We start from the raw sequence: 20,657 nt of genomic DNA, 5'->3' as shown, positions 1-20,657 counted from the left end.
GAGAGGAACGAACATGCGCATGCCCGATTTGACTGCCCTGCTGACGGCGACCGCCGTCCTCATCTCCGCACTTGCGTTTGCCGCCAAGGCCGACGAGGTGCACGTACTCAACTGGAAGGGCTACGGCGCCGACGAGCCGTGGGCCATCGAGGCCTTCGAGAAGGCGACCGGCAACGAGGTCGTCAACGACTTCTTCAATTCCGAACAGGAAATGCTGACCAAGCTCAGGACCAATCCCGGCCTCTACGACGTCGTTATGATCAACGCCGCCTTCAACGACCAGGCAATGGCGGAAAAGCTGATCCAGCCGATCGACACATCCAAGCTGCCGAACTATGCCGACATCAGCAAAGACAAGGCGAGTTCGCCGATGCTCGTCCATGACGGCAAGGTCTATGGGGTACCTTGGGTCTGGGGACTGACGGCGCTCGCCATCAACGACAAGTCCTTCGACAAGCCGCCAACGAGCATCGCCGAAATGTGGGATCCCGCCCACAAGGGCCGCGTCACCATCCGTGACGATGCCGTCGAGGCGGTGCAGTTCGGCGCCATTGCCACCGGCCAGAACATCAACGATGTCAAGGACATGGAGGCGGTCAAGGCGAAACTCACCTCGCTGATGCCGCAGATCAAGACGTTCTGGAGCTCGGAGAACGACTGGAACCAGATGGTTGCCTCTAACCAGATCGACATCGGCACCTATTGGAGCGGCTCGGCCGACCGCGCCAAGACCCATTTCAAGCTGCCGGTCTCGCTCGTGATCCCGCAGGAGGGCGCTGTCGCCTGGCTCGACGCCTTCTCCATTCCCGTCGGTTCCAAGAATGTCGCCGGCGCCGAGGCCTTCATCAACTACATGGTCGACCCGACGTTCTATGTCGAATGGGTCACCAAGGTCGGAGCCCCGGTATCCGCCAATACCAAGGCTGTGGAAGCACTTCCCGAGGATGCGTTCAACCGCAAGGTGATGGGTGACCCGGCAGTTGCCAAGCGCATTCAGTTCCAGGCGCCGATCACAGACGCCCAGCGCGAAGCCTATCTGTCGCTCTGGCAGCAGCTCAAGGTCAACGTGAAGTAACAGCAGAAAGCGGGATCAGCCGATCTTACATGTCGGCTGATCCTTCCCTGGGAGGATGTCATGGCAGCACAGGTTGCGGCCGCGTCGCGCAGCGGGCTGAGATCGGCCTTGCCACTGCTGGCGCCTGCCTATCTCTGGCTGACGGTTGCGATCTTCCTGCCGCTCTCAGCCATGGTATTCTTCTCCCTCATGACCGAGCTGCCGCTGTCGGGCAAGCCGTGGGCGTTCACGCTCGAAAACTATGCCGCCTTCTTCTCGCAGAGCCTCTACCTGACGCTTCTGCTCGCCTCGCTGCGCCTCGGCCTCGAGGTGACGCTGTGGTGCATCATCATCGGTTATCCTGCCGCTTATGTGCTGGCCAAGGTGCTGAAAGGCCGCAGCCGCGAGGCGATTTTCCTCCTCGTCATCTTGCCGTTCTGGTCAAACGGGCTTGTGCGCATCTTCTCCTGGGCGATGGTGCTGCGCGAAGGAGGCATTCTCGACACCGCGCTCAACGCCGTGCTGCCGTTCAAGATCAGTATCGACCTGATGTATTCTTATCCGGCCGTCATCATCGGGCTAGTGCACTCCTACGTTCCTTACATGGTGCTGACTTGCTACCTGACCCTACAGGCCATCGATGACTCGCTGATCGAGGCCGGGCGCTCGCTCGGTGCCTCGCGGCTGCAGATGCTGAAGCGGGTCATCATTCCGCTGTCGATGCCGGGGCTGGTGGCTGGCGCAGCCCTCATCTTCGTCCCGGTCGTTGGCTCGTTCATGGAGCCGCGCATCCTTGGCGGCCGTACCGGCACCTTTTACGGCACTGTCATCGAGGACCAGTTCGTCGCCGTGTTCAATTGGCCGCTGGGTGCTGCGCTCTCCTTTATCCTGCTGGCCGTCGTGCTGGTCATCCTGGCGGTTGCCTCGCCGGTGCTGAGGAGGGCTACGTGATGGCGACGACACGGGTCCTCGAATGGCTCGGCCGCCTCTACATTTGGCTGTTGCTCGCCTTCCTCTATGTGCCCATCATCATCATGGCGCTGATGTCTTTCAACGTTTCGCCCTTCTATCAGTTGCCGTTCGAATGGACGACGGAATGGTATGCCTCGCTGTGGCAGAACGACCAGCTCATCTCAGCCACCTGGAACAGCCTCGAGATCGCGGTCATCACCACCATCATTTGCGTGGTGCTTGGCTCGGCGGCGTCACTGGCGCTCTACCGCTATGAGTTTCGCGGCAAAAAATTCCTGCAGGCGCTGCTGTTTCCGCCAATCGCCATTCCGTGGCTGATTACCGGCACGGCGATGTTGATCTTCTTCTTCGGCGTCGGCATTGGGCGCGGCCTGGTCGCCATCCTGCTCGGCCACGTCGCGCTTGCGCTGCCCTATGTCATCGTCGTGGTGTCGGCGCGACTGCAGACCTTCGCGCCCGAGTTGGAAGAAGCGGCGCGCTCGCTCGGCGCCAATCAATGGCAGGTGACGAACCGGGTAACCCTGCCCTGGATCATGCCGGGCGTCATTGCCGGCGGGCTGTTCGCCTTCGCCGTGTCCTTCGACCAGTTCGTCGTCTCCTACTTTTTGTCGACGCCCGGCCAAACGACGCTGCCGGTCGAAATCTACGCCGCGATCCGCAAGGGTTTCACGCCCGAGATCAATGCTGTCTCGACAATCATAATTGTCGTGTCGATGGCGCTGATGCTGCTGACAGCGCGCTTCTTCAAATTCGGCGGAGAGAAATAATGGCCGGCGTGCGGGTATCGAATGTATCGCGCAGTTTTGGTGCGCATAAGGCGCTGGACGATGTCTCGATCGATTTCGCCGACGGCGGCTTCTACGCCCTGCTCGGTCCCTCCGGCAGCGGCAAGACCACGCTCCTGCGCCAGATTGCCGGCTTCGACTTTCCCGACTCTGGCCGCATCTCCATAGGCGGCGAAAGTGTTGAGCGGGTGCCAGTGGAGAAGCGGCGCATCGGCATGGTGTTCCAGAACTACGCGCTGTTTCCCAATATGAGTGTCTCCGACAATGTCGCCTTCGGACTGTCGGTGCGTGGCGAGCCCAAGGCGGTGATTGCCAGCGAGGTGCAGCGCGCACTCGACCTCGTGCAACTCGGCACGCTCGGCGGTCGCCGGCCGCACCAGCTCTCCGGCGGCCAGCGCCAACGGGTGGCGCTCGCTCGCGCGATCGTCACCACGCCGCGCGTGCTTCTCCTCGACGAGCCGCTCGGCGCGCTCGACAAGGCGCTGCGCGTGGACATGCAAATCGAATTGAAGCGTATTCAGCGCGAGATCGGCATCACCACGATCTTCGTCACCCACGACCAGGAAGAAGCGCTGACGATGAGCGACCGTATCGGCATTCTGCGCGATGGCAAACTGGTGCAGGAAGGCCCGCCCGAGGAGATCTACGATCGGCCGAAGAGTGAGTTTGCCGCCACCTTCCTAGGCGACGCCAACATCCTTCGCGGCAACGCCACTGGTACGGGCATCCGGCTGCCTGACGGAACGGGGATTGCCGCAGGCGCAGGGGTTACGCTTGTTGCCGGCACGAAGGCGAGCTGCGCCGTGCGGCCTGAACGAATCCGCATCGCCACCAATGCCGGCGTTCCGGACCGAGCCCATGCCAACATGCTCACGGGGCGGGTTTCCAAGCGCATCTTCGCCGGCAACAACAGCACGTATTTTGTCGATCGCGATGGCCAGACAATCAAGGTCATCGTGCAGAACACCGGCATCGAAAAGCTGGCGGAAGGACAACAGGTGGTGCTGCGCTGGTCGTCGGAGAGTACGGTGCTGATCGACGCGAGCTAGCAGATCCAATCCTTCAGTCTTGCCAGGCGGTCCGCAATCGGGGAAAGCATGGTCGGGCAAAGTGTGAGCGGAATACTCGATGACGCTGGAATTGACGGCCGGCGACCAGTCGATGCTGCATGGCGAGCAAGGCTCGGCAGCGGCTGCCGCCATGAAGATCCTGGTCGCCTTCGCGAAGGCGGTCGGCGCGCGCAAGTTGTTGAATATTGCCGGTGCCCATATCGACGGCTGCCTCTATCACGGCCAGGCCAGCCTCGATTTTGTCGAAAGGCTGATCGAGGGCGGCGGCCGCGTTCGGGTGCCGACGACGCTGAATGTCGGTTCGTTCGACCTCATCCATCCCAGATTGGTGAAGATGCCGATGTCGCAAGAAGCGCCGGCGCGACGCCTGATGATGGCGCATCTGGACCTCGGCTGCCAGGCGACCTTCACCTGCGCACCCTATCAGACTCGGTTCCGGCCAAGGTTCGGCGAGCAGATAGCCTGGGGTGAGTCCAACGCCATCGTCTTTGCCAATTCGGTGATCGGGGCGCGAACCAACCGCTATGGCGATTTCATCGATTTATGCTGCGCAATGACCGGACGCGCGCCGGCCTGGGGACTGCATCTGAGTGAAAATCGACGAGGCCAGATCCTGTTCGAGCTGACTGGCGGCCTCGAGCCCAGCGACGCCCTGTTCGTGGGTGTCGGACTACTTGTCGGGCAAAAGAGCGGCGACCGCATTCCTGTCATATCAGGCCTGCCGCAGCCGCGCGACGAGGACCAACTGAAGGCGCTGGGGGCGGCGGCGGCAACGACGGGCGCTGTGGCGCTGTTTCATGCGGTCGGCATTACGCCGGAGGCGACGACGCTGGATGAGGCGTTGCACGGCCTGGCGCCGGAGGAAAAAATCCGGATCTCTCGCGCTGATATCCGCCATGCGCTGGCCAGGCTGTCGAGCGTCCCCGACGGCGTGCAGCTTGCAGCCGTGTCGTTAGGCACGCCGCATTTCTCCCATGAAGAGTGGATGCGCCTGTTGCCGCTGCTGCGCGAAGTTGCGCCGGGCAGGGGCGTCCCGATCTATGTCAACACAGGGCGTGCCACGCTGACACGACTGCAGGACGAAGGCGCACTGGCCGGCATGGAAGCCTTCGGCCTTGTCCCGGTCACCGACACCTGCACCTATGTCACGTCGATCCTCGAGCGTCTCGACGGCGTGGTGATGACCAATTCGGGCAAATGGGCGCATTACGCACCTGGCAACATCGGTGTCTCGGTGGCCTTCGGCGACATGGAAGACTGCGTCCGCTCGGCCGCGGCCGGCCGCGTCGTGCGAGGCGCGCCATGAAGGCGCCGGCCAGAACCGGTACATTCCACCTTGCCGGCTCCGCACAAGGCCCGGCGCTGGTGCTTTCGCAGGCGCTCAGCTTCTGGGGCGGGATCGACGTCGAAACGGGCGACATCATCGACCATTCGCATCCGGACCTGGGCGGCAATATCGCCGGCAGGATCCTGGTGATGCCGAGCGGGCGGGGGTCGTCGTCCTCGTCTTCGGTTCTGGCCGAAGCGATCCGCAGAGGAACGGCGCCGGCCGGTATTATCCTGGAGCGGCCGGACCCGATCCTTGCCGTCGGCGCCATCGTTGCCGAATTCCTCTACGAAATCAGCATGCCGCTGGTCGTCTGCGACATATCAGGCATTGCCTCCGGCGACCGGATCGCTATTGATCTGGGCGAAGATGCGCAAGCGATGGTGAGCAAGCTCTAGTCTAGCCGGCCATCAGTCCTGCCGCGCCCCGCCGCCAGGTCGACGCTGAAATCGAGTTTGGCGTGGCCGTTGGTGCGCCAGTGGCAAAGACGTTGACCAGATCGAAGCCGTCATCGACGAGCGCCGGTTCGTCCGGTTTGCTGCGGTTGGTGCGCGTGATCTTGCCAACGCTGAGATATTGCGCGCCAACGGTGAGCTGGTCTTCCAACATCCTGTTGTTCAGCGGCTGGCCAGAATAGACGACGCTGACGATCTTGGCGTCGATAAGCGCGCCGGCACGATTCACGAAACCCCGGCCATTCACCTGGGTTCAGATCTCCGGGATGCTTTCCCTGAAGATCACTTGCAGCCTCGGCTGGTGCAGTTCGTAGGGCAAGCCCTTGACCGCGTGGGTCAAGGTGTTGAGCGCCTCGCGGGCCTCGACGCGCGGGTTCTGGTCGATGACCGCGTCGAGCGTGCCGTCGAGCAGAAGCTCCTTGGTGCCTTCCGTCACCTCATGGCCGAGAAAGACCGTCGACAGCGCGCGCCCGCGTTCCTTCAGCGCGCGGGCGATGCCGGTGTTGCCAGCGCCGACATTGTAGATGGCGGCTAGGTCCGGGTGCCGGTCCAGCAGGGCGCAGGCCTCAGAGTAGGCTTTTTCCCGATCGTCGAGCATTTCGCGCATCTCGACGATCTGCAGATTGGGCGATTCTTCCGTCAGTATGTGGCGGAAGCCCATCTCGCGCTCTTCGTGGCCGCGGTAGGAGAGCGAACCGGCGAACAGCGCGACCTTGCCCGGACGCCCTGCGCCCATGAAGCGGTTGAGCAGGTAGCCGGCGAGCCGGCCGGCGGCGCGGTTGTCGATGCCGATATAGGCAACCCTCGGCACATGCAGGATGTCGGAAGCGAGGGTGACCACCTTGACGCCGCTGGCCGAAAGCGAGCGGATCGCCTCGCGCACCGTCGGATGGTCGAGCGCGATCACACCAACGCCTTGCGTCTGCCCGTGCAGTTCCTGCAGCAGACGGGCGAGCCGATCCGGATTGAAGCCTTCGATAGTGGCGACGCGGACGTCGAGGTCAGGGCGCGACTGCGCCTGCGCCTCGATCTGGCTGTGCAGCATCTTGATGAAGGAATTGGTGCCGGCGGGCAGGGCGAAATCGAGCCGCATGACCTCACCGCGCAGCGCGTTGAGCGAGCTCGGACTGTTTGAATTTTCAGCGATATAGCCAAGCCGCTGTGCCGTTTCGAGCACGACCTCGCGAGTGCGCGCCCTGACCCCGGCGCGGTTGTTGAGCACACGGTCGACCGTGGCGGCGGAAACGCCGGCTTCCCGGGCTATGTCTGTCAGGGTGGACCGCACTGTCGATCACCTCATTCCAAAATGTGCCAAAGGCGCATCGAGATTACGCATTTCATAGGTCCGATGTCGGAGAGCGGCCTAATCGCCGCTCGCGATTCTGATGGGAAATGATGTAACCGGCCTTGGCCGATCCGCAAGTCGCTGCGCTAGACCAAATTCCGAAGCGGACCAACGCGCCGAGGTGGGCAGCCTGGTTCCCTCAAATTCAAGCACCGGCTTCAGTGCGAGAGCCTTGATAAACGCCAATTTCCCCTCCCTTGAGATATTATGATGTGTCTTGATTATTTATGATGTTGACAGCCTTGGTGCAGTGCCGTCAATATCCATCATAAGGGCCGTGGAGGAACAAGGCCCTGAGGGAGGATTTCCAATGTCGAATTTGATCCGCGTGTCGCGGCGCCGTTTGCTGGCGTCCGGTGGAAAGGCGGCAGTCCTTGTTGCCGCCGCAGGTATCGCGCCGAAATTCATTCGCCCAAGCCGTGCCTATGCGGCCGATGCCCTGGCGCCCGGCATGATCGGTGGCCCGACCGGCTTCGACGGCTCGGAGCGCTATCAGTATGGCGCCGACACACCCGAGGGCCGCGCCATCGAGGCAGCCAAGGCGATGAAGGGCGCCGGCAAGGCGCCGACGAAGATCGTGCTCGGCCTGTCCGACGGTTCGATCGGCCAGCTGACGCAGCCGTTTCCGGCGGGCGCGCCGTCGATCAAGGATCTATGGGAGAAGGAAACCGGTATTCCGCTCGAGATCGTCGGTGTGCCCAACGGCCAGGAATTCACCAAGACGATGCAGGACATCTCCACCAAGGGTGGAGCCTACGACATCTACGCGGTCGAATGGAACCGTCTTGGCGACCTCGCCGAAACCGGCGGCATCCTCAAGCTCGACGACTTCGTTGCACAATATAAGCCGGAATGGGACGATCCCGAGCGTGGCTACGTCAACGGCCCCAAGGGCGTCTCGCTGCTCAACCAGTATCGCGGCTCGACCTACGGCGTGTCGCTGGATGGCGATTTCCAGACCTGGGTCTACCGCACCGATCTGTTCGGCGACGCAGCCGAGAAGAAGGCTTTCTCCGACAAATACGGGTATGAACTGGCAGCGCCGAAGACGTGGAAGCAGCATGACGAGATCGCAGCCTTCTTCCAGCGCCCGGACAAGGGCCTGTTCGGCTCGACCGATCTGCGCAACCAGGGCTGGGGCTATACCAACTGGTATCAGCGTTATGTCTCAATGGCTTCGCCCAATCAGTTCTTGTTCGACGATGCCGGCAAGCCGCTGATCAACTCGGAGCAAGGTATCGCAGCGACCAGCGAGTACATTGCGTCGCTCTCGCATCATTCGCCGGATGCGATCTCCTGGGGTTGGCCGGAGCAGTACGGCAATTTCGCCAAGGGCGGTGCGGCCATGACCTGTGCCTTCTCCAACCTGCCGAAATTTCTCGACAATGCCGGCAACAAGGATTCAGCTGTCACTGGAAAGATCGGCTCCATGCTGCCGCCCGGCCGCGAGATCGACGGAAAACTGGTCAGCCGTTCGGTGCTGTGGCTTAACCTGTCGGCGTCGGTTTCCTCGCAAGCCAAGAACCCGGAAGCCTGCTACCTGTTCCTGCAATGGCTGGGTTCAAGCCGCATCTACGCCTGGATGACCGCCAATCCGGGCGGCTATTTCGATCCGTTCCGGCTGTCGGATTTCTCCGATCCGCTGGTTCGCCAGACCTATCACGCCTACCACATGGACGTGGTGCGCGAGACGGTCGCCCGCACCGTGCCCACCATCAACTATCCCGGCGCCACCGCCTTCCACAACGCGCTGGACGAGAACCTCGTCGCCGCGTTGACCAAGGCCAAGACAGCCGAGCAGGCGATGGCCGACACCGAGGCCGAGTGGAAGAAGATTGCCCGCCGGACCGGCGAGGAGAAGCTTCTCGAAGCCATCAAGACCAACAAGGAGGCCTGGCCGACCGTCCTCGATCCGATCGCCTGATCCTCGCAGGATCTTACCAAGGAGGGGAGGAGCGGCCGCTCTTCCCCTCGCCAACGAAGGACCCAGCAAAGCCGCAAGATGAAGCGTTCAGTCCCTTTCGAGATATTCCGCTATGCCGCGATCCTTGCAGCGATGGCGGTGACGCTGGTGCCGATCCTGTGGATGGTGTCGATGGCGTTCAAGCCGATCGCCGAATGGTCGGCGACCGGCGCCGACCTGACCTGGTGGCCGAAGAACCCGACACTCAGCAATTTCCGCTTCGTCTTCGGTGAATCGACCAACAATCTGATCGTCGCGCTCGACCGCACAGCTTTGAAGCCGATCCTGTCATCGCTGCTGTCGGCCACGTTCGGCACGGCAATCGCCATGTCGGCGGGCACCGCGGCGGCCTACGGGCTGTCGCGCTTCGGCTCGGGCCAGAACCTGCCGCTGGCGCTGATCCAGCTTCGCCTGTTTCCGCCGATGGCGGTCATGACCCCGGTGATGATCATGTGGGCTTTCCTCAACTTCACCGACAGCTGGTGGGGGCTGTCGCTGATCTATGGCATCGTCACGCTGCCTTTCGCCTTCTGGCTGATGAAGACCTTCTTCGACGACATGCCGCGCGAGATCGAGGAGGCGGCACTGGTCGAGGGCTGTTCGCGGTGGCGCGTCTTTACCCGCATCACGCTGCCGATGATGCGCGCGCCGTTGGCCAGTGCCGCGCTGTTCGTTTTCATCCTCAGCTGGTCGGACTATCTGATTGCGCTACTTCTGACGACGCGCGAATGGGTGACGGTCCCTGTCTACATGGCCTCGCTGTCCTCCTCGATGACCGGACAGCTCTATGGCGCCAAGGCTGCTCTCGGCCTGATCGCCGCGGTGCCGCCGGTGATCATGGGCATCGCCATCCAGCGCCATCTGGTGCGCGGGCTGACCTTCGGGGCGCTCAAACAATGAGCGCGGTGGCAGCGACGATTTCGGAGGGCGACATGTTAGCCTCCAAAGCGGCGTCGGTGTTGCCGGACGAGGGCGCACGGCTCGGCTTCCGGCTGACCCTGCCGGCGCAGATCCTGGTGCTGTTTATCGCTGTCTTCCCGCTCCTGATGCAGCTCTATATCAGCCTCACCGACTGGTCGCCGCTGTCGGGCACCGGTTGGTGGAATGCCTGGTCGATGTGGAACAGTTTCGCCAACTACACCGACCTTGCCGTCGACGCACGCTTCTGGAGCGCGCTGAAGCGCACGGCCATCGTCATGATCGTCTGCGTGCCGGCGGAGTTCCTGCTCGGGCTGGCGCTCGCGACGCTGTTTGCCGACGAGTTTCCGGGCAAACGGATCTTCTACTCGATCCTTTTGATGCCGATGATGGTGGTGCCGGCGGTGGCCGGCTACATGTTCTTCATGCTGTTTCAATCAGGCGGCCCGGTCAACGACATCCTGTCGGCGATCTCCGGCTTTCCAGTCACCATCGCCTGGCTGTCGGACCCGACGCTGGCACTCATCGCCGTCATGGTCGCCGACATCTGGCAGTGGACGCCGCTGATGTTCCTGATCCTGCTTGCCGGCCTGGTCGGCGTGCCTGAGGACCAGATCAAGGCGGCGACGCTGCTCGGCGCCAACCCCTGGCAGCGGTTCGTCACCATCGTGCTGCCGAAGATGAAGACGATCATCATCATCGCACTGGCGATCAGGGTGATCGAGAACTTCAAGATCTTCGACACGCTCTACATCATGACCGGCGGCGGTCCCGGCGTCGCTACCGAAACCATCTCCGTCTACATCTACAAGCTCACCACCCAGGACCTGATCTGGGGCTATGTGGCGGCAATCGCGCTGGCCATATTAATCGTGCTGTCCATCGCCGCGGTGTTTGCCATGAAACGCATGGGACGCGAGGTGGCGGCATGAGCACCATCCACCTGCAGAACCTGGTCAAGAAATTCGGCGATTTCACCGCGCTGAAGACGATGGATCTGGCCATCGCCGACGGCGAGTTCATGGCGCTGCTGGGGCCGTCGGGCTGCGGCAAATCGACGACGATGAACATGATCGCCGGCATGGAAGAGCCGACCAGCGGCAAGATCCTGTTCGGCGAGCGCGACATGGCCGGCGTGCCGATGGGGCGGCGCGGCGTCGGCTTCGTCTTCCAGAACTATGCGATTTTCACCCATATGAGCGTGCGGCAGAACCTCGCCTACGGGCCGAAAATGCGCGGCGCACCCAAGGCCGAGGTCGACCGCCGCGTTGGCGCCATTGCCGAGATGCTGCAGCTGACGCCGCTGCTCGACCGCAAGGCCGACCGGCTTTCGGTCAACATATTGCAGCGGGTGGCGATCGGCCGTTCGGCGATCATGGAGCCGGCGATCTTCCTGCTCGACGAGCCGCTTTCCAATGTCGACGCGGCCTTCCGGGCGGTGATGCGGACCGAATTGAAGCAGCTGCAGCGGCAGTTCCGGCAGACCATGGTCTACGTCACCCACGACCAGCTCGAAGCGATGACCATGGCCGACCGCATCGCGGTGATGGACCACGGCGTGCTGCAGCAGGTCGGCACGCCGCTCGAGGTCTACAACGATCCGGCCAATGTCTTCGTCGCCCGCTTCATCGGCGCGCCGGGCATGAACCTGCTCAAGGGCTGGCTGGCCGAAAGCGACCGTGGCCTGGTCGTCGATCTCGGCCCGCTCGGGGCGACGCCGCCGCTGCCGGTCGAGATCGCCGATGTCGCGCGCCGGCTGCGCGGCGAGGTGTTTTATGGCTTTCGACCGGAGCAGGTGATGCTGGCTGAAGACGGCCGTGGCCTGTCCATGCCGGTGAGTTTCGTCGAGCGGATCGGCGCGCGCACCATCATCCACCTTGGCGACGGGGAAACCGCGGTTAAGGCGGTGTTCGACAATGATGTCGGGCTGGCGATCGGGCAGGCAGCCGTCGTCGCACCTGCGGTGAAGGCGGTGCGCGTCTTCGACGCCGCCACCGGCCTTGCCTTGAGAGCGGGCTGAGACCATGGCCGATATCGTCTTCCGCAATGTGACCAAACGCCACGGCAACACGCTCGCCGTCGATGACGCGTCGTTCACTGTCAACGACAATGAGTTCTTCTGCTTCTTCGGCCCGCCTCTATCGGGCAAGTCGACGGTGCTGCGCCTGGTGCTTGGGCTCGAGACACCGGACGCCGGCGAGATCCTGATCGACGGAAAGCCGGTCAACGCAGTGTCGCCGGCCGAACGCAACGTCGCGATGGTCTTCCAGAACCTGGCGCTGTTTCCGCATATGAGCGCGCGCGACAACATCCGCTTTCCGCTGGTCGAACGCCGGGTCGCCGAAGCCGAGATCGAAAAGCGCCTCGCCGACGTCGCGGCCAAGCTGCATATCGGCCATATCCTGCACAAGCCGCCAGCACAGCTTTCCGGCGGTGAGCGGCAGCGCGTGGCGATTGCCCGCGCGCTGGTACGGGATCCCGCCGCCTATCTGATGGATGATCCAATCTCGGCGCTCGACGCCCGGCTGCGCGAGGAGACGCGCGTCGAGCTGAAGCGCATCCAGCGCGAGCTCGGCAAGACGCTGATCTATGTCACGCACGACCAGGAAGAAGCGATGTCGGTCGCCGACCGAATGGCCATTCTGGACAACGGCAAGATCAGGCAGATCGGCGCGCCGGCCGAGATCTATGACCGCCCGGCCAGCACCTATGTGGCGCGGCTGCTTGGCTCGCCGATGATAAACATACTGAAGTCGGTGCACGGCGCTGAAGGCGTGAAGGCGGCCGAAGGCACGATCCGCATCGCGGACAAGGCGGCGCCGGCCGATGCCGTCGAAATCGGACTCAGGCCGGAAGACATCAAGGTCAAGGCCTGGTCGGTGGGGGGCGCGGGCCGCCCGGCACGAGTGTTCGAGGTCGAGCCGCTCGGCGGCTACACCGTGGTGACGCTCGCCGCCGGGCAGGCGCGTCTGCGGGCGCTGTTGCGCGGCCAGCCGGACATCAGGCCGGACGCGATGGTGGCGATATCCTGCGAGCCGGGCAGGGTGCATTATTTCGGGCAAAGCGGGGGAGCGCTGGCAAGGTGACGGCGGCTGCAAGAAACGAGCTTCGGGAGGAACATATGGCAAGCCAAGAAATGGTGGGCAACGGCTTCGAGCCGGACGTTAAAGTCCGCACCAGGGAATACAGGATCGGCTGCGTCGGCGCCGGCATGATCATGGCCGAATGTCACCTTGCCGCCTACAAGGAAGCCGGTTTCCCCGTGGTGGCGATTGCCTCGCGGACCAAGGCCAGCGCCGAGAAGGTCGCCAAACGTTGGGATATCCCGGCCGTCCACGACACGCCGGAACAGCTCATCGAGGACAAAAACGTCGAGATCATCGACCTTGCCTTTCCGCCCGACCAGCAGCCGGCGCTGATCCGCCATGCGCTGAAGCAGGCACATATCAAGGCGATCCTGGCGCAGAAGCCATTGGCGCTGTCCCTTGAAGAGGCCGTCAAACTGCGCGACGAGGCGGCCAAGACAGGCAAGATCCTCTCGGTCAACCAGAACATGCGCTACGACCAGTCGATGCGCGTCTTGAAGCAGGTCATCGACAGCGGCGCGCTCGGCGACATCGTCTTTGCCCAGATCGACATGCATGCGATCCCGCACTGGCAGAGCTTCCTCGAGGACTATGACCGATTGACGCTCGCCAACATGAGCGTCCACCATCTCGACGTACTACGCTTCCTGTTCGGCGATCCCCTAGAGATCACCACCCTGACCCGCAAGGACCCGCGCACCCGCTTCGACCATTCGGACGGCATCACAGTGTCGACGATCAAGTTCCCGTCCGGTGTGCTTGCCGTATCGCTGGAGGATGTCTGGTCCGGGCCGCGCCAGGAGGGCTACAAGGACGACCAGCACATCAACTGGCGCGTCGACGGCACCAAGGGCGTCGCCAAGGGCACCATCGGCTGGCCGACTGGCGCTGCCTCGACGCTGACCTATGCCTCGACCGAGACCACCGGTGGTGAATGGGTGACACCCAGCTGGGACACGATGTGGTTCCCGCATGCTTTTATCGGCGTCATGGAGCAGCTCCAGCACGCGGTCAAGACTGGCGAGCCGCCGGCGCTGTCCGTCGCCGACAACGTCAAGACCATGGCGCTGGTCGAAGCCGGCTACCGCTCCATCGACAAGGGCCGGACGGTCAAACTTTCCGAAATATCAACTGACTGAATCACTTACAGGGAGGACTTCACACCATGATGCAGGCAGGTATTTTCACGGGTTATTTTCCGTATGGCCTCAAGGAAACCGCGCAGAAGATCCGTGCGCTCGATTTCAACACCGTGCAGCTCGACCTGCATTTTAGGGACATCGACCTGTCGGCCGGACAGATCACCAGGGACAAAGCCAAGACCGTCCGCGATACGTTTCGCGACCACAATCTGCCGATCTGCTGTGTGTCGGGCTACACCAACATCATCCATCCGGATATGGGCGAGCGCGAGCGGCGCGTCGGCTATTTGAAGGAGATCATCCGCAACGCGCGCCATTTCGGCACCCCTTACGTGATCTCGGAAACGGGTACCTACAACACCGAATCCGACTGGGTGCATCACCCGAAGAACAAGACCGAGGAAGGGTTCGAGGAATGCCGCAAGGTCATCGCCGACCTTGCCCAGACCGCCTATGACCACGGCGCGGTGTTCCTGCTCGAAACCTATGTCAACAATGTCGTCGGCTCGGTCGAGGAGACGGTGAGGATGTTCGCGCAGGTCGACCACCCAGGCCTCGGCCTGTTGATGGACCCGACCAACTATTTCGAAACCCACAACATCGACCGGATGGATCAGATCCTGAACCAGGTGTTCGACACGCTGACCGACAAGATCAATATCGCCCACGCCAAGGACGTCAAGCGTTCCGGCGGCGACAAGTCGGAGAAGCACGCAGACATTGGCGACGAGGACGCGCTGGAGAGCCACACTTTCCGCGGCGTCGGCGAGATCGAGCTGCCGGCGCCCGGCCTCGGTTCGCTGAACTACGACCTTTATCTCAAGCGGCTGGCCGAAAAGCACCCGAACACCCCGGTCATCATCGAGCATCTTTCGGAAGACGACGTGCCGCGCGCCAAGAAATTCCTCGACGGGAAATTCCGCGCCAACGGACTGTGATGGCGCGGTTCGGCTACGAAACAAGGGAGGAAGAGAAATGTTGAAATTCGCGTTGAAAATCGCTGCTGCGGCGACCGTTCTTGCCAGTGTGGCGCTGGCTACGCCGGCGCTGGCACAGGATGCCCAGAAGACGTTCTACCTGTTGTCGCATGGCGGCCCGTCGGACGCCTTCTGGATCGACTGGAATGCCGGTGCCACCAAGGCGTGCGACCAGCTCAAGGTGACCTGCAAGATCTCGTTCAGCGGCGGCGACATGGCGGCGCAGAAGGAAGCCTTCAACTCGGCACTGGCAGCCAAGCCGGACGGCATCGCCACCACCTCAGCGCAGCCCGGCCTGTGGACCGAAGAGGTCAAGGCGGCGAAGGCCTCCGGTATCCCTATCGTGTTCTTCAACACCGACGATCCGGCGACCGGCCGGCAAGCCTATGTCGGCGCCGACCTGAAGGAAGCCGGTGTCATCTGGGCGAAGTATCTGGTCGACCACAAGATGGTGAAGCAAGGCGACAAGGTGTTCCTGCCGGTCGAAGTGCCGGGCGCCAGCTACCAGCAGCTCGAGACCGAAGGCATTGCCAGCGTCTTCGATCCGCTCGGCATCAAATATGACGTGGTCGATTGCGGCACCGATCCGGCCGGCATCATCGCCAAGATGACCGACTACATGGTCGCCAACAACCCGCCGGCAATCATCGCGCTCGGCGATTCCGTTGCGGCCAGCGTCAAGCGGGTGTTCGACGGCGCCGGCGTGCCGGCCGGCAAGATCCCGGTCGTCGGCTGGGGAAATTCGAAGGAAACGGCCGAGTCAGTCAAGTCTGGGTTCATCAACGCGGCTGCCTGGCAGTTTCCCTCGGCGCAAGGCTTCATGCCGGTGGCGCTGCTCGGGCTGGCCGCCGCTGGCGAACCGATCGGCTACGACATCCACACCTTCAGCCTCTACGACGCCTCGAGCGTCGAACCGATCCTGAAACTCTACAATAAGTGATTGGAACTGACGCTCGCCGCGCAGGCGGCGGGCGTCACCTAGCGTATGGTTCGAGCTGTCATGACAATTACTGCAGAAGAGGAAATGCCGCGTGCCAGACGCAGGTCGAGCCTGATGCGCTCGCCGCAGTTCTCTTCGCTCGTCATCCTGATTGTCCTGCTTGCGGTGTTCGCGATCGCCGACGCCAACTTCCTGTCGCCGCTCAACATCTCCAACATGATGGCGTTTCTGCCCGAGCTCGGCATCATCGCGCTCGGCATGACGCTGCTTTTGACGGCTGGCGAGTTCGACCTTTCGGTCGGCGCCGTATTCGGGCTGGCGCCGGTCGTGGTCATGCTGCTGGTGCAGAACGGCGGGGTCGATATCGGCGTGGCGCTGCTGGCCGGACTGGTGCTCTGCATAGCGATCGGTGCGATCAACGGGCTGATCGTCACCAAGATCGGCATTTCGTCCTTCCTGGTGACGCTGTCGATGCTGCTCGTGGTGCGAGGCGCTGCCCTCTACATCACCCAGGGCTTTCCGCTGAAGTCCTGGGACCAGCCAGGCTTCTTCGTGACGCTGCTGGCCGGCAGCTTTAGTATCGGAACGTTCCGTTTCTATACCTCGCTGTGGTGGTTCATCGGCCTGTCGCTGCTGGCGGTCTATGTGCTGCGCTACGCCAAGCTCGGCAACTGGATCAGCGCTATCGGCTCGAACCGTAACGCTGCCGTGGCGCGTGGTGTGCCGGCCGATGCGGTCAAGATCTGGCTGTTCATCCTGACCTCGGTGCTGGCCGGTCTCGCCGGCATGATCAGCGCCTTCCGCATCTCGGCGGCATCGCCGGTGGCCGGCACCGGCTATGAGCTGGAAGTGATCGCCATGGTGGTCGTCGGCGGCACCGCGCTGACCGGTGGGCGCGGCACCATTTTCGGCACCATCGTCGGCGCGCTGATGCTGCGCAGCATCCGCAACGGCATCGTGCTGATCGGCGTGCCAGGGCTCGCCTACAACATCTTCGTCGGCGTCATCATCCTTGCCATGCTCATCCTGCACGCTTTGCTGCAGAAGAACGCCGCCAGGAGCTGATCATGGAAGTGCTTCGGCTGCAGAACCTGCAAAAATCCTTCGGCAGCGTCCGCGCCCTGAAGAGCGCGTCCTTCACGCTCAACGAGGGCGAAGTGGTGGCCTTGCTCGGCGACAACGGCGCCGGCAAATCTACATTGATCAAGGCGATCTCCGGGGTCTTTCCCGTCGATCGCGGCGACATCTATGTGCGCGGCCAGAAGGTCTCCATCCGCTCGACGCGCGACGCGATGGATCTCGGCATCGAGACCATCCACCAGGACACCTCGCTGGCTCCCGATCTCAGCATCGCGCGCAATCTTTTCCTCGGCCGCGAGCCGGTCAACCTCAAATGGCTTGGCGTGTTCGCGCCGCTCGATCTCGCTCAATTGCGCGATGCCGCCTCGGCACTTTTGAAGCGCGTCGGCATCTCGAAGAAACTCGACGCCGATGCGCTGGTCTCAACGCTGTCGGGCGGCGAGCGTCAGTCGATCGCCATCTCGCGCGCCATGCAGTTCGCCGCCAAGGTCATCATCCTCGACGAGCCCACCAACAATCTCGGCGTCGAGGAAACACACGGCGTACTGCGCTTCGTCAAGGAGGTGCGCGATGCCGGTCACTCGGTGCTTTTGATCACCCACAACATCCATCACGTCTTCCAGGTCGCTGACCGCATCATCGTTATGCGCCGTGGCGAGATCGTCGCCGAGCAGACGGTCGCAGACACCGACCTGCTGACCGTGGAAAGTATCATCACCGGCGCCGACATGTCGGCCCTCCTCAAGGAGACGAGAGCGAAGTGAAGGACGGGAGCAAAGTGAAGGAACTGGCCGTCACATGGTAGAGCTTTACGGCAAGACGCTGTCGCGCCGGCAGGTCTCGGAACGCTCGGGCATGCTGTCGCAATTCGCCGGCGTGCGGCTGATGACGCTTGGCGACGGGGTGGAGCGCGGCATCCGTATGCTCGAATTCCGCACCGGCTCCGGCCTGCGTTTCACCGCGCTGGTCGACCGGGCGCTCGATATCGCCGATTGCGACTTCAGGGGCCAGGCGATCGGCTGGCATTCGCCGAGCGGCTTTCGCCATCCCGGCCTGCACGAATACGAAGGCGAGGAGGGGCTGGCCTGGGCGCGGTCGTTTTCCGGCCTTCTGCTGACCTGCGGCCTCGACCATATATTGTTCATGAACGAGGTACCGGCCGACACCTACAACTATCCGCCCAAGAAGACGGTGCGCCACTCGCTGCATGGCCGCGTCAGCACCATCCCGGCGCGGCTGACCGGCTACGGCGAGACCTGGGACGGCGACCACTGCGTGTTGTGGGCCGAAGGCATCGTCCAGCAATCGACTGTATTCGGCGAGGATCTGCACCTGCTGCGGCGCATCGAGGCCGATGTCGGCGGCAACGAGATCCGGCTTTCGGACCGTGTCGTCAATCACGGCTTCAACCGGACCCCTCATATGTATTTCTACCACATCAATGTCAGTCATCCGGTGCTCGACGAGGGATCGCGCTACCTGGCGCCGATCCGCGACGTCGTCTGGGCAGGCCATGCCGGCGAGCGCTATGAAGCGCAGAAGGTCGGCTACCGCACGGTGCCGGCGCCGCAACCGGGATTCAAGGAACAGGTCTGGCAGCACGAACTCGGCGCCGACAGCACCGGCCAAGTCCCGGTGGCGGTGGTCAACGACAGGCTCGGCCTCGGTTTCGAGGTGGTCACGCGCAAGGACCAGTTGCCCTGCGCCTATCAATGGCAGAATTTCCAGGCCGGACGGTACGCGCTTGGCATCGAGCCGTCGACGCATCATGTGCTTGGGAATCTGGCGGCGCGCGAACGCGGCGAGATGATCTGGCTGGAGCACGGCGAGAGCCGCACCTACGATGCGGTGTTCCGGGTTCTCGACGGTGCCGGCGAGATCGCCGCCGCCGAAAGCCGGATCGCGGCGATTGCCAGACAGCCGCAGCAGGATTATCCGCAGCCGTCGGGCCGTTTTCCTGTTCTTGGAGGCAGGTCGTGATAATGGCGAAGAGGATACGGGACACCAGTTGGGAGGCTGGCTCCGGCCGGAGCGGGGAGGGCTCGCGGTCGAGCTGGAATTGGAGGTCACAATGGCTGGCACGGTAAAGCGCGATTACAGCCTGGTCGGCGAGAGCACGCGCAGGGCGATCGAGACGGGACTGGCCTCAGCGGAGTGGTACCACACGGATGTCCCCCGCAAGGCGATCAAGGAGTTGATGCAGCGCTCAGACGGTCCGGCGATCCGCGACACGATCATCTGGATCGTCGCCATCCTCGGCTCGGCCGCCGGCGCCGTCTATTTCTGGGGCACCTGGTGGTGCGTGCCGTTCTTCTTCGTCTACGGCGTGCTCTACGGCTCGTCCAGCGACTCGCGCTGGCACGAATGCGGCCACGGCACGGCCTTCCGCACGCGCTGGATGAGCGATGTCGTCTATCAGATCGCCAGCTTCATGCTGATGCGCAACCCGGGGACCTGGCGCTGGAGCCATGCCCGCCACCACACCGACACCATCATCGTCGGCCGCGACGCCGAGATCGCCGTGATGCGCCCGCCAGACCTTTTGCGTGCCGCGCTGGCCTTCACCGGTATCCTCGATTTCCGCTATTCGCTTCCGGCGCTGGTACGCCAGGCGTTCGGCAAGCTGACGCCCGACGAGAAAAGCTACGTTCCCGAGATGGAACAGCACAAGGCCGTCATCGCGGCGCGCTGGCATATTGCCATCTACATTGCCACGATAGCACTCGCCCTCACCATGCAGTCGTGGGTGCCGGTGGTGCTTATCGGCGTGCCGCGCCTCTACGGCACCTGGCACATGGTGATGACCGGCCTGCTGCAACACATCGGTCTGGCCGATAACGTCGTCGATCACCGGCTCAACACCAGGACCGTATACATGAACCCGATCAGCCGGTTTATCTACTGGAACATGAATTATCACGTCGAGCATCACATGTTTCCGATGGTGCCTTACCACGCGCTGCCCAGGCTGCACGAACTGATCAAGCACGATCTGCCGGAGCCGAACCCGTCGATATGGCATGCCTATCGCGAGGTCTGGCCGGTCCTGCTCAGGCAGCTCAAATACGAGGATTATTTCCTCAAGCGCGAACTGCCGCCAACGGCCAGGCCCTATCGTGGCGAGTTCCACGAAGTGAACATGTCGGCGGCGGCTGAATAGGCACCGCAGCAGCGCAACGCAGAAATTTCGGGAGAAGCAGAGATGGCCGATTGGGTCGAAGCGTGCGCCGTGGACGATGTCGACGAGGAAGACGTCATCCGCTTCGACCATGGCGGCCGCACCTTCGCAATCTACCGTTCGCCGGACGATGAATTCTTCGCCACCGACGGATTTTGTACGCATGAGAAGGCGCATCTGGCCGACGGGCTTGTCATGGACGACATCATCGAATGCCCAAAGCACAATGGCCGCTTCAATTACAAAACAGGCCAGGCCAAAGGGGCTCCCGTCTGTGTCAATCTGCAGACCTATCCCGTCAAGGTGGAAGCTGGCAAGGTGATGATCCAGATCGCCTGACCGGCCTTCTGTCACGTAGCAAAGGG

General features: G+C 62.7%; 21 protein-coding genes. 19 read left to right on the top strand and 2 right to left on the bottom strand.

The features are described 5' to 3' along the window. The first annotated feature begins 13 nt into the window (after window positions 1-13). The 6 genes from NKJ35_RS03150 to NKJ35_RS03125 all read left to right on the top strand — a co-directional run bounded on the left by NKJ35_RS03150 (window position 14) and on the right by NKJ35_RS03125 (window position 5,606). Complete coding sequence (locus NKJ35_RS03150; protein WP_352644910.1) at window positions 14-1,075, top strand: ABC transporter substrate-binding protein; 1,062 nt, start codon at window positions 14-16, stop codon at window positions 1,073-1,075. A gap of 60 nt (window positions 1,076-1,135) precedes the next feature. Further along, window positions 1,136-2,005, top strand: coding sequence for an ABC transporter permease (locus NKJ35_RS03145; RefSeq protein WP_352644909.1), 870 nt, complete (start codon window positions 1,136-1,138; stop codon window positions 2,003-2,005). Next, complete coding sequence (locus tag NKJ35_RS03140; protein ID WP_352644908.1) at window positions 2,005-2,793, top strand: ABC transporter permease; 789 nt, start codon at window positions 2,005-2,007, stop codon at window positions 2,791-2,793. Before NKJ35_RS03145 ends, NKJ35_RS03140 begins: the two co-directional genes overlap by 1 nt. Further along, window positions 2,793-3,860 carry an ABC transporter ATP-binding protein gene (locus tag NKJ35_RS03135; protein ID WP_352644906.1) on the top strand — a complete coding sequence of 356 codons (1,068 nt, stop codon included), beginning with the start codon at window positions 2,793-2,795 and terminating at the stop codon, window positions 3,858-3,860. Before NKJ35_RS03140 ends, NKJ35_RS03135 begins: the two co-directional genes overlap by 1 nt. 79 nt (window positions 3,861-3,939) lie before the next feature. Beyond that, window positions 3,940-5,187: an aconitase X gene (locus NKJ35_RS03130; RefSeq protein ID WP_352644905.1), complete on the top strand. Its 1,248-nt coding sequence runs from the start codon at window positions 3,940-3,942 to the stop codon at window positions 5,185-5,187. Next, window positions 5,184-5,606, top strand: coding sequence for an aconitase X swivel domain-containing protein (locus NKJ35_RS03125; RefSeq protein ID WP_352644904.1), 423 nt, complete (start codon window positions 5,184-5,186; stop codon window positions 5,604-5,606). Before NKJ35_RS03130 ends, NKJ35_RS03125 begins: the two co-directional genes overlap by 4 nt. Window position 5,607: 1 nt before the next feature. On the opposite strand, the gene NKJ35_RS03120 is transcribed toward NKJ35_RS03125, so the two are convergent. Beyond that, window positions 5,608-5,892, bottom strand: a complete 285-nt coding sequence (locus NKJ35_RS03120) for a hypothetical protein (protein ID WP_352644903.1) — start codon at window positions 5,890-5,892, stop codon at window positions 5,608-5,610. A gap of 24 nt (window positions 5,893-5,916) precedes the next feature. Beyond that, window positions 5,917-6,948, bottom strand: a complete 1,032-nt coding sequence (locus tag NKJ35_RS03115; protein WP_352644902.1) for a LacI family DNA-binding transcriptional regulator — start codon at window positions 6,946-6,948, stop codon at window positions 5,917-5,919. 370 nt (window positions 6,949-7,318) lie between these two features. Here NKJ35_RS03115 and NKJ35_RS03110 point away from each other — a divergent pair, with 370 nt between their 5' ends. From NKJ35_RS03110 to NKJ35_RS03050, 13 genes are all read left to right on the top strand, one after another. Beyond that, window positions 7,319-8,932, top strand: a complete 1,614-nt coding sequence (locus NKJ35_RS03110) for an extracellular solute-binding protein (RefSeq protein ID WP_352644901.1) — start codon at window positions 7,319-7,321, stop codon at window positions 8,930-8,932. 78 nt (window positions 8,933-9,010) lie between these two features. Next, window positions 9,011-9,871 carry a carbohydrate ABC transporter permease gene (locus tag NKJ35_RS03105; RefSeq protein WP_352644900.1) on the top strand — a complete coding sequence of 287 codons (861 nt, stop codon included), beginning with the start codon at window positions 9,011-9,013 and terminating at the stop codon, window positions 9,869-9,871. Further along, entirely contained in the window at window positions 9,868-10,821 is a 954-nt protein-coding gene (locus tag NKJ35_RS03100; RefSeq protein WP_352644899.1) for a carbohydrate ABC transporter permease, read from the top strand. Before NKJ35_RS03105 ends, NKJ35_RS03100 begins: the two co-directional genes overlap by 4 nt. Then, window positions 10,818-11,909 (top strand): ABC transporter ATP-binding protein, encoded by a 1,092-nt coding sequence (locus NKJ35_RS03095; RefSeq protein WP_352644898.1) that lies wholly within the window; start codon window positions 10,818-10,820, stop codon window positions 11,907-11,909. The genes NKJ35_RS03100 and NKJ35_RS03095 overlap by 4 nt, the downstream gene beginning before the upstream one ends. Before the next feature lie 4 nt (window positions 11,910-11,913). Beyond that, on the top strand, window positions 11,914-12,975 hold the full coding sequence (locus NKJ35_RS03090; RefSeq protein WP_352644897.1) for an ABC transporter ATP-binding protein: 1,062 nt from the start codon (window positions 11,914-11,916) through the stop codon (window positions 12,973-12,975). Between the two features lie 50 nt (window positions 12,976-13,025). After that, window positions 13,026-14,114: a Gfo/Idh/MocA family protein gene (locus NKJ35_RS03085; protein ID WP_352645046.1), complete on the top strand. Its 1,089-nt coding sequence runs from the start codon at window positions 13,026-13,028 to the stop codon at window positions 14,112-14,114. A 26-nt stretch (window positions 14,115-14,140) separates the two neighbouring features. After that, a complete protein-coding gene (locus tag NKJ35_RS03080) occupies window positions 14,141-15,055 on the top strand; it encodes a sugar phosphate isomerase/epimerase family protein (protein ID WP_352644896.1) in 915 nt (304 codons plus the stop codon). A 37-nt stretch (window positions 15,056-15,092) separates the two neighbouring features. Further along, a complete protein-coding gene (locus NKJ35_RS03075; RefSeq protein WP_352644894.1) occupies window positions 15,093-16,034 on the top strand; it encodes a sugar ABC transporter substrate-binding protein in 942 nt (313 codons plus the stop codon). A 60-nt stretch (window positions 16,035-16,094) separates the two neighbouring features. Continuing rightward, window positions 16,095-17,099, top strand: a complete 1,005-nt coding sequence (locus NKJ35_RS03070; RefSeq protein ID WP_352644892.1) for an ABC transporter permease — start codon at window positions 16,095-16,097, stop codon at window positions 17,097-17,099. Continuing rightward, window positions 17,096-17,878 carry an ATP-binding cassette domain-containing protein gene (locus NKJ35_RS03065; protein WP_254820537.1) on the top strand — a complete coding sequence of 261 codons (783 nt, stop codon included), beginning with the start codon at window positions 17,096-17,098 and terminating at the stop codon, window positions 17,876-17,878. Before NKJ35_RS03070 ends, NKJ35_RS03065 begins: the two co-directional genes overlap by 4 nt. A gap of 34 nt (window positions 17,879-17,912) precedes the next feature. Then, entirely contained in the window at window positions 17,913-19,094 is a 1,182-nt protein-coding gene (locus tag NKJ35_RS03060; protein ID WP_352644890.1) for an aldose 1-epimerase family protein, read from the top strand. 91 nt (window positions 19,095-19,185) lie between these two features. Further along, the gene (locus tag NKJ35_RS03055; RefSeq protein ID WP_352644888.1) at window positions 19,186-20,274 is read left to right on the top strand and encodes a fatty acid desaturase family protein; all 1,089 of its coding nucleotides are present in this window, start codon (window positions 19,186-19,188) and stop codon (window positions 20,272-20,274) included. A 42-nt stretch (window positions 20,275-20,316) separates the two neighbouring features. After that, entirely contained in the window at window positions 20,317-20,631 is a 315-nt protein-coding gene (locus tag NKJ35_RS03050; RefSeq protein WP_287249971.1) for a MocE family 2Fe-2S type ferredoxin, read from the top strand. Window positions 20,632-20,657 lie beyond the last annotated feature (26 nt).

The organism is Mesorhizobium sp. M0136, assembly GCF_040322515.1.
GTDB lineage: Bacteria > Pseudomonadota > Alphaproteobacteria > Rhizobiales > Rhizobiaceae > Mesorhizobium.
This window is presented reverse-complemented; position numbering and strand designations above follow the sequence as displayed.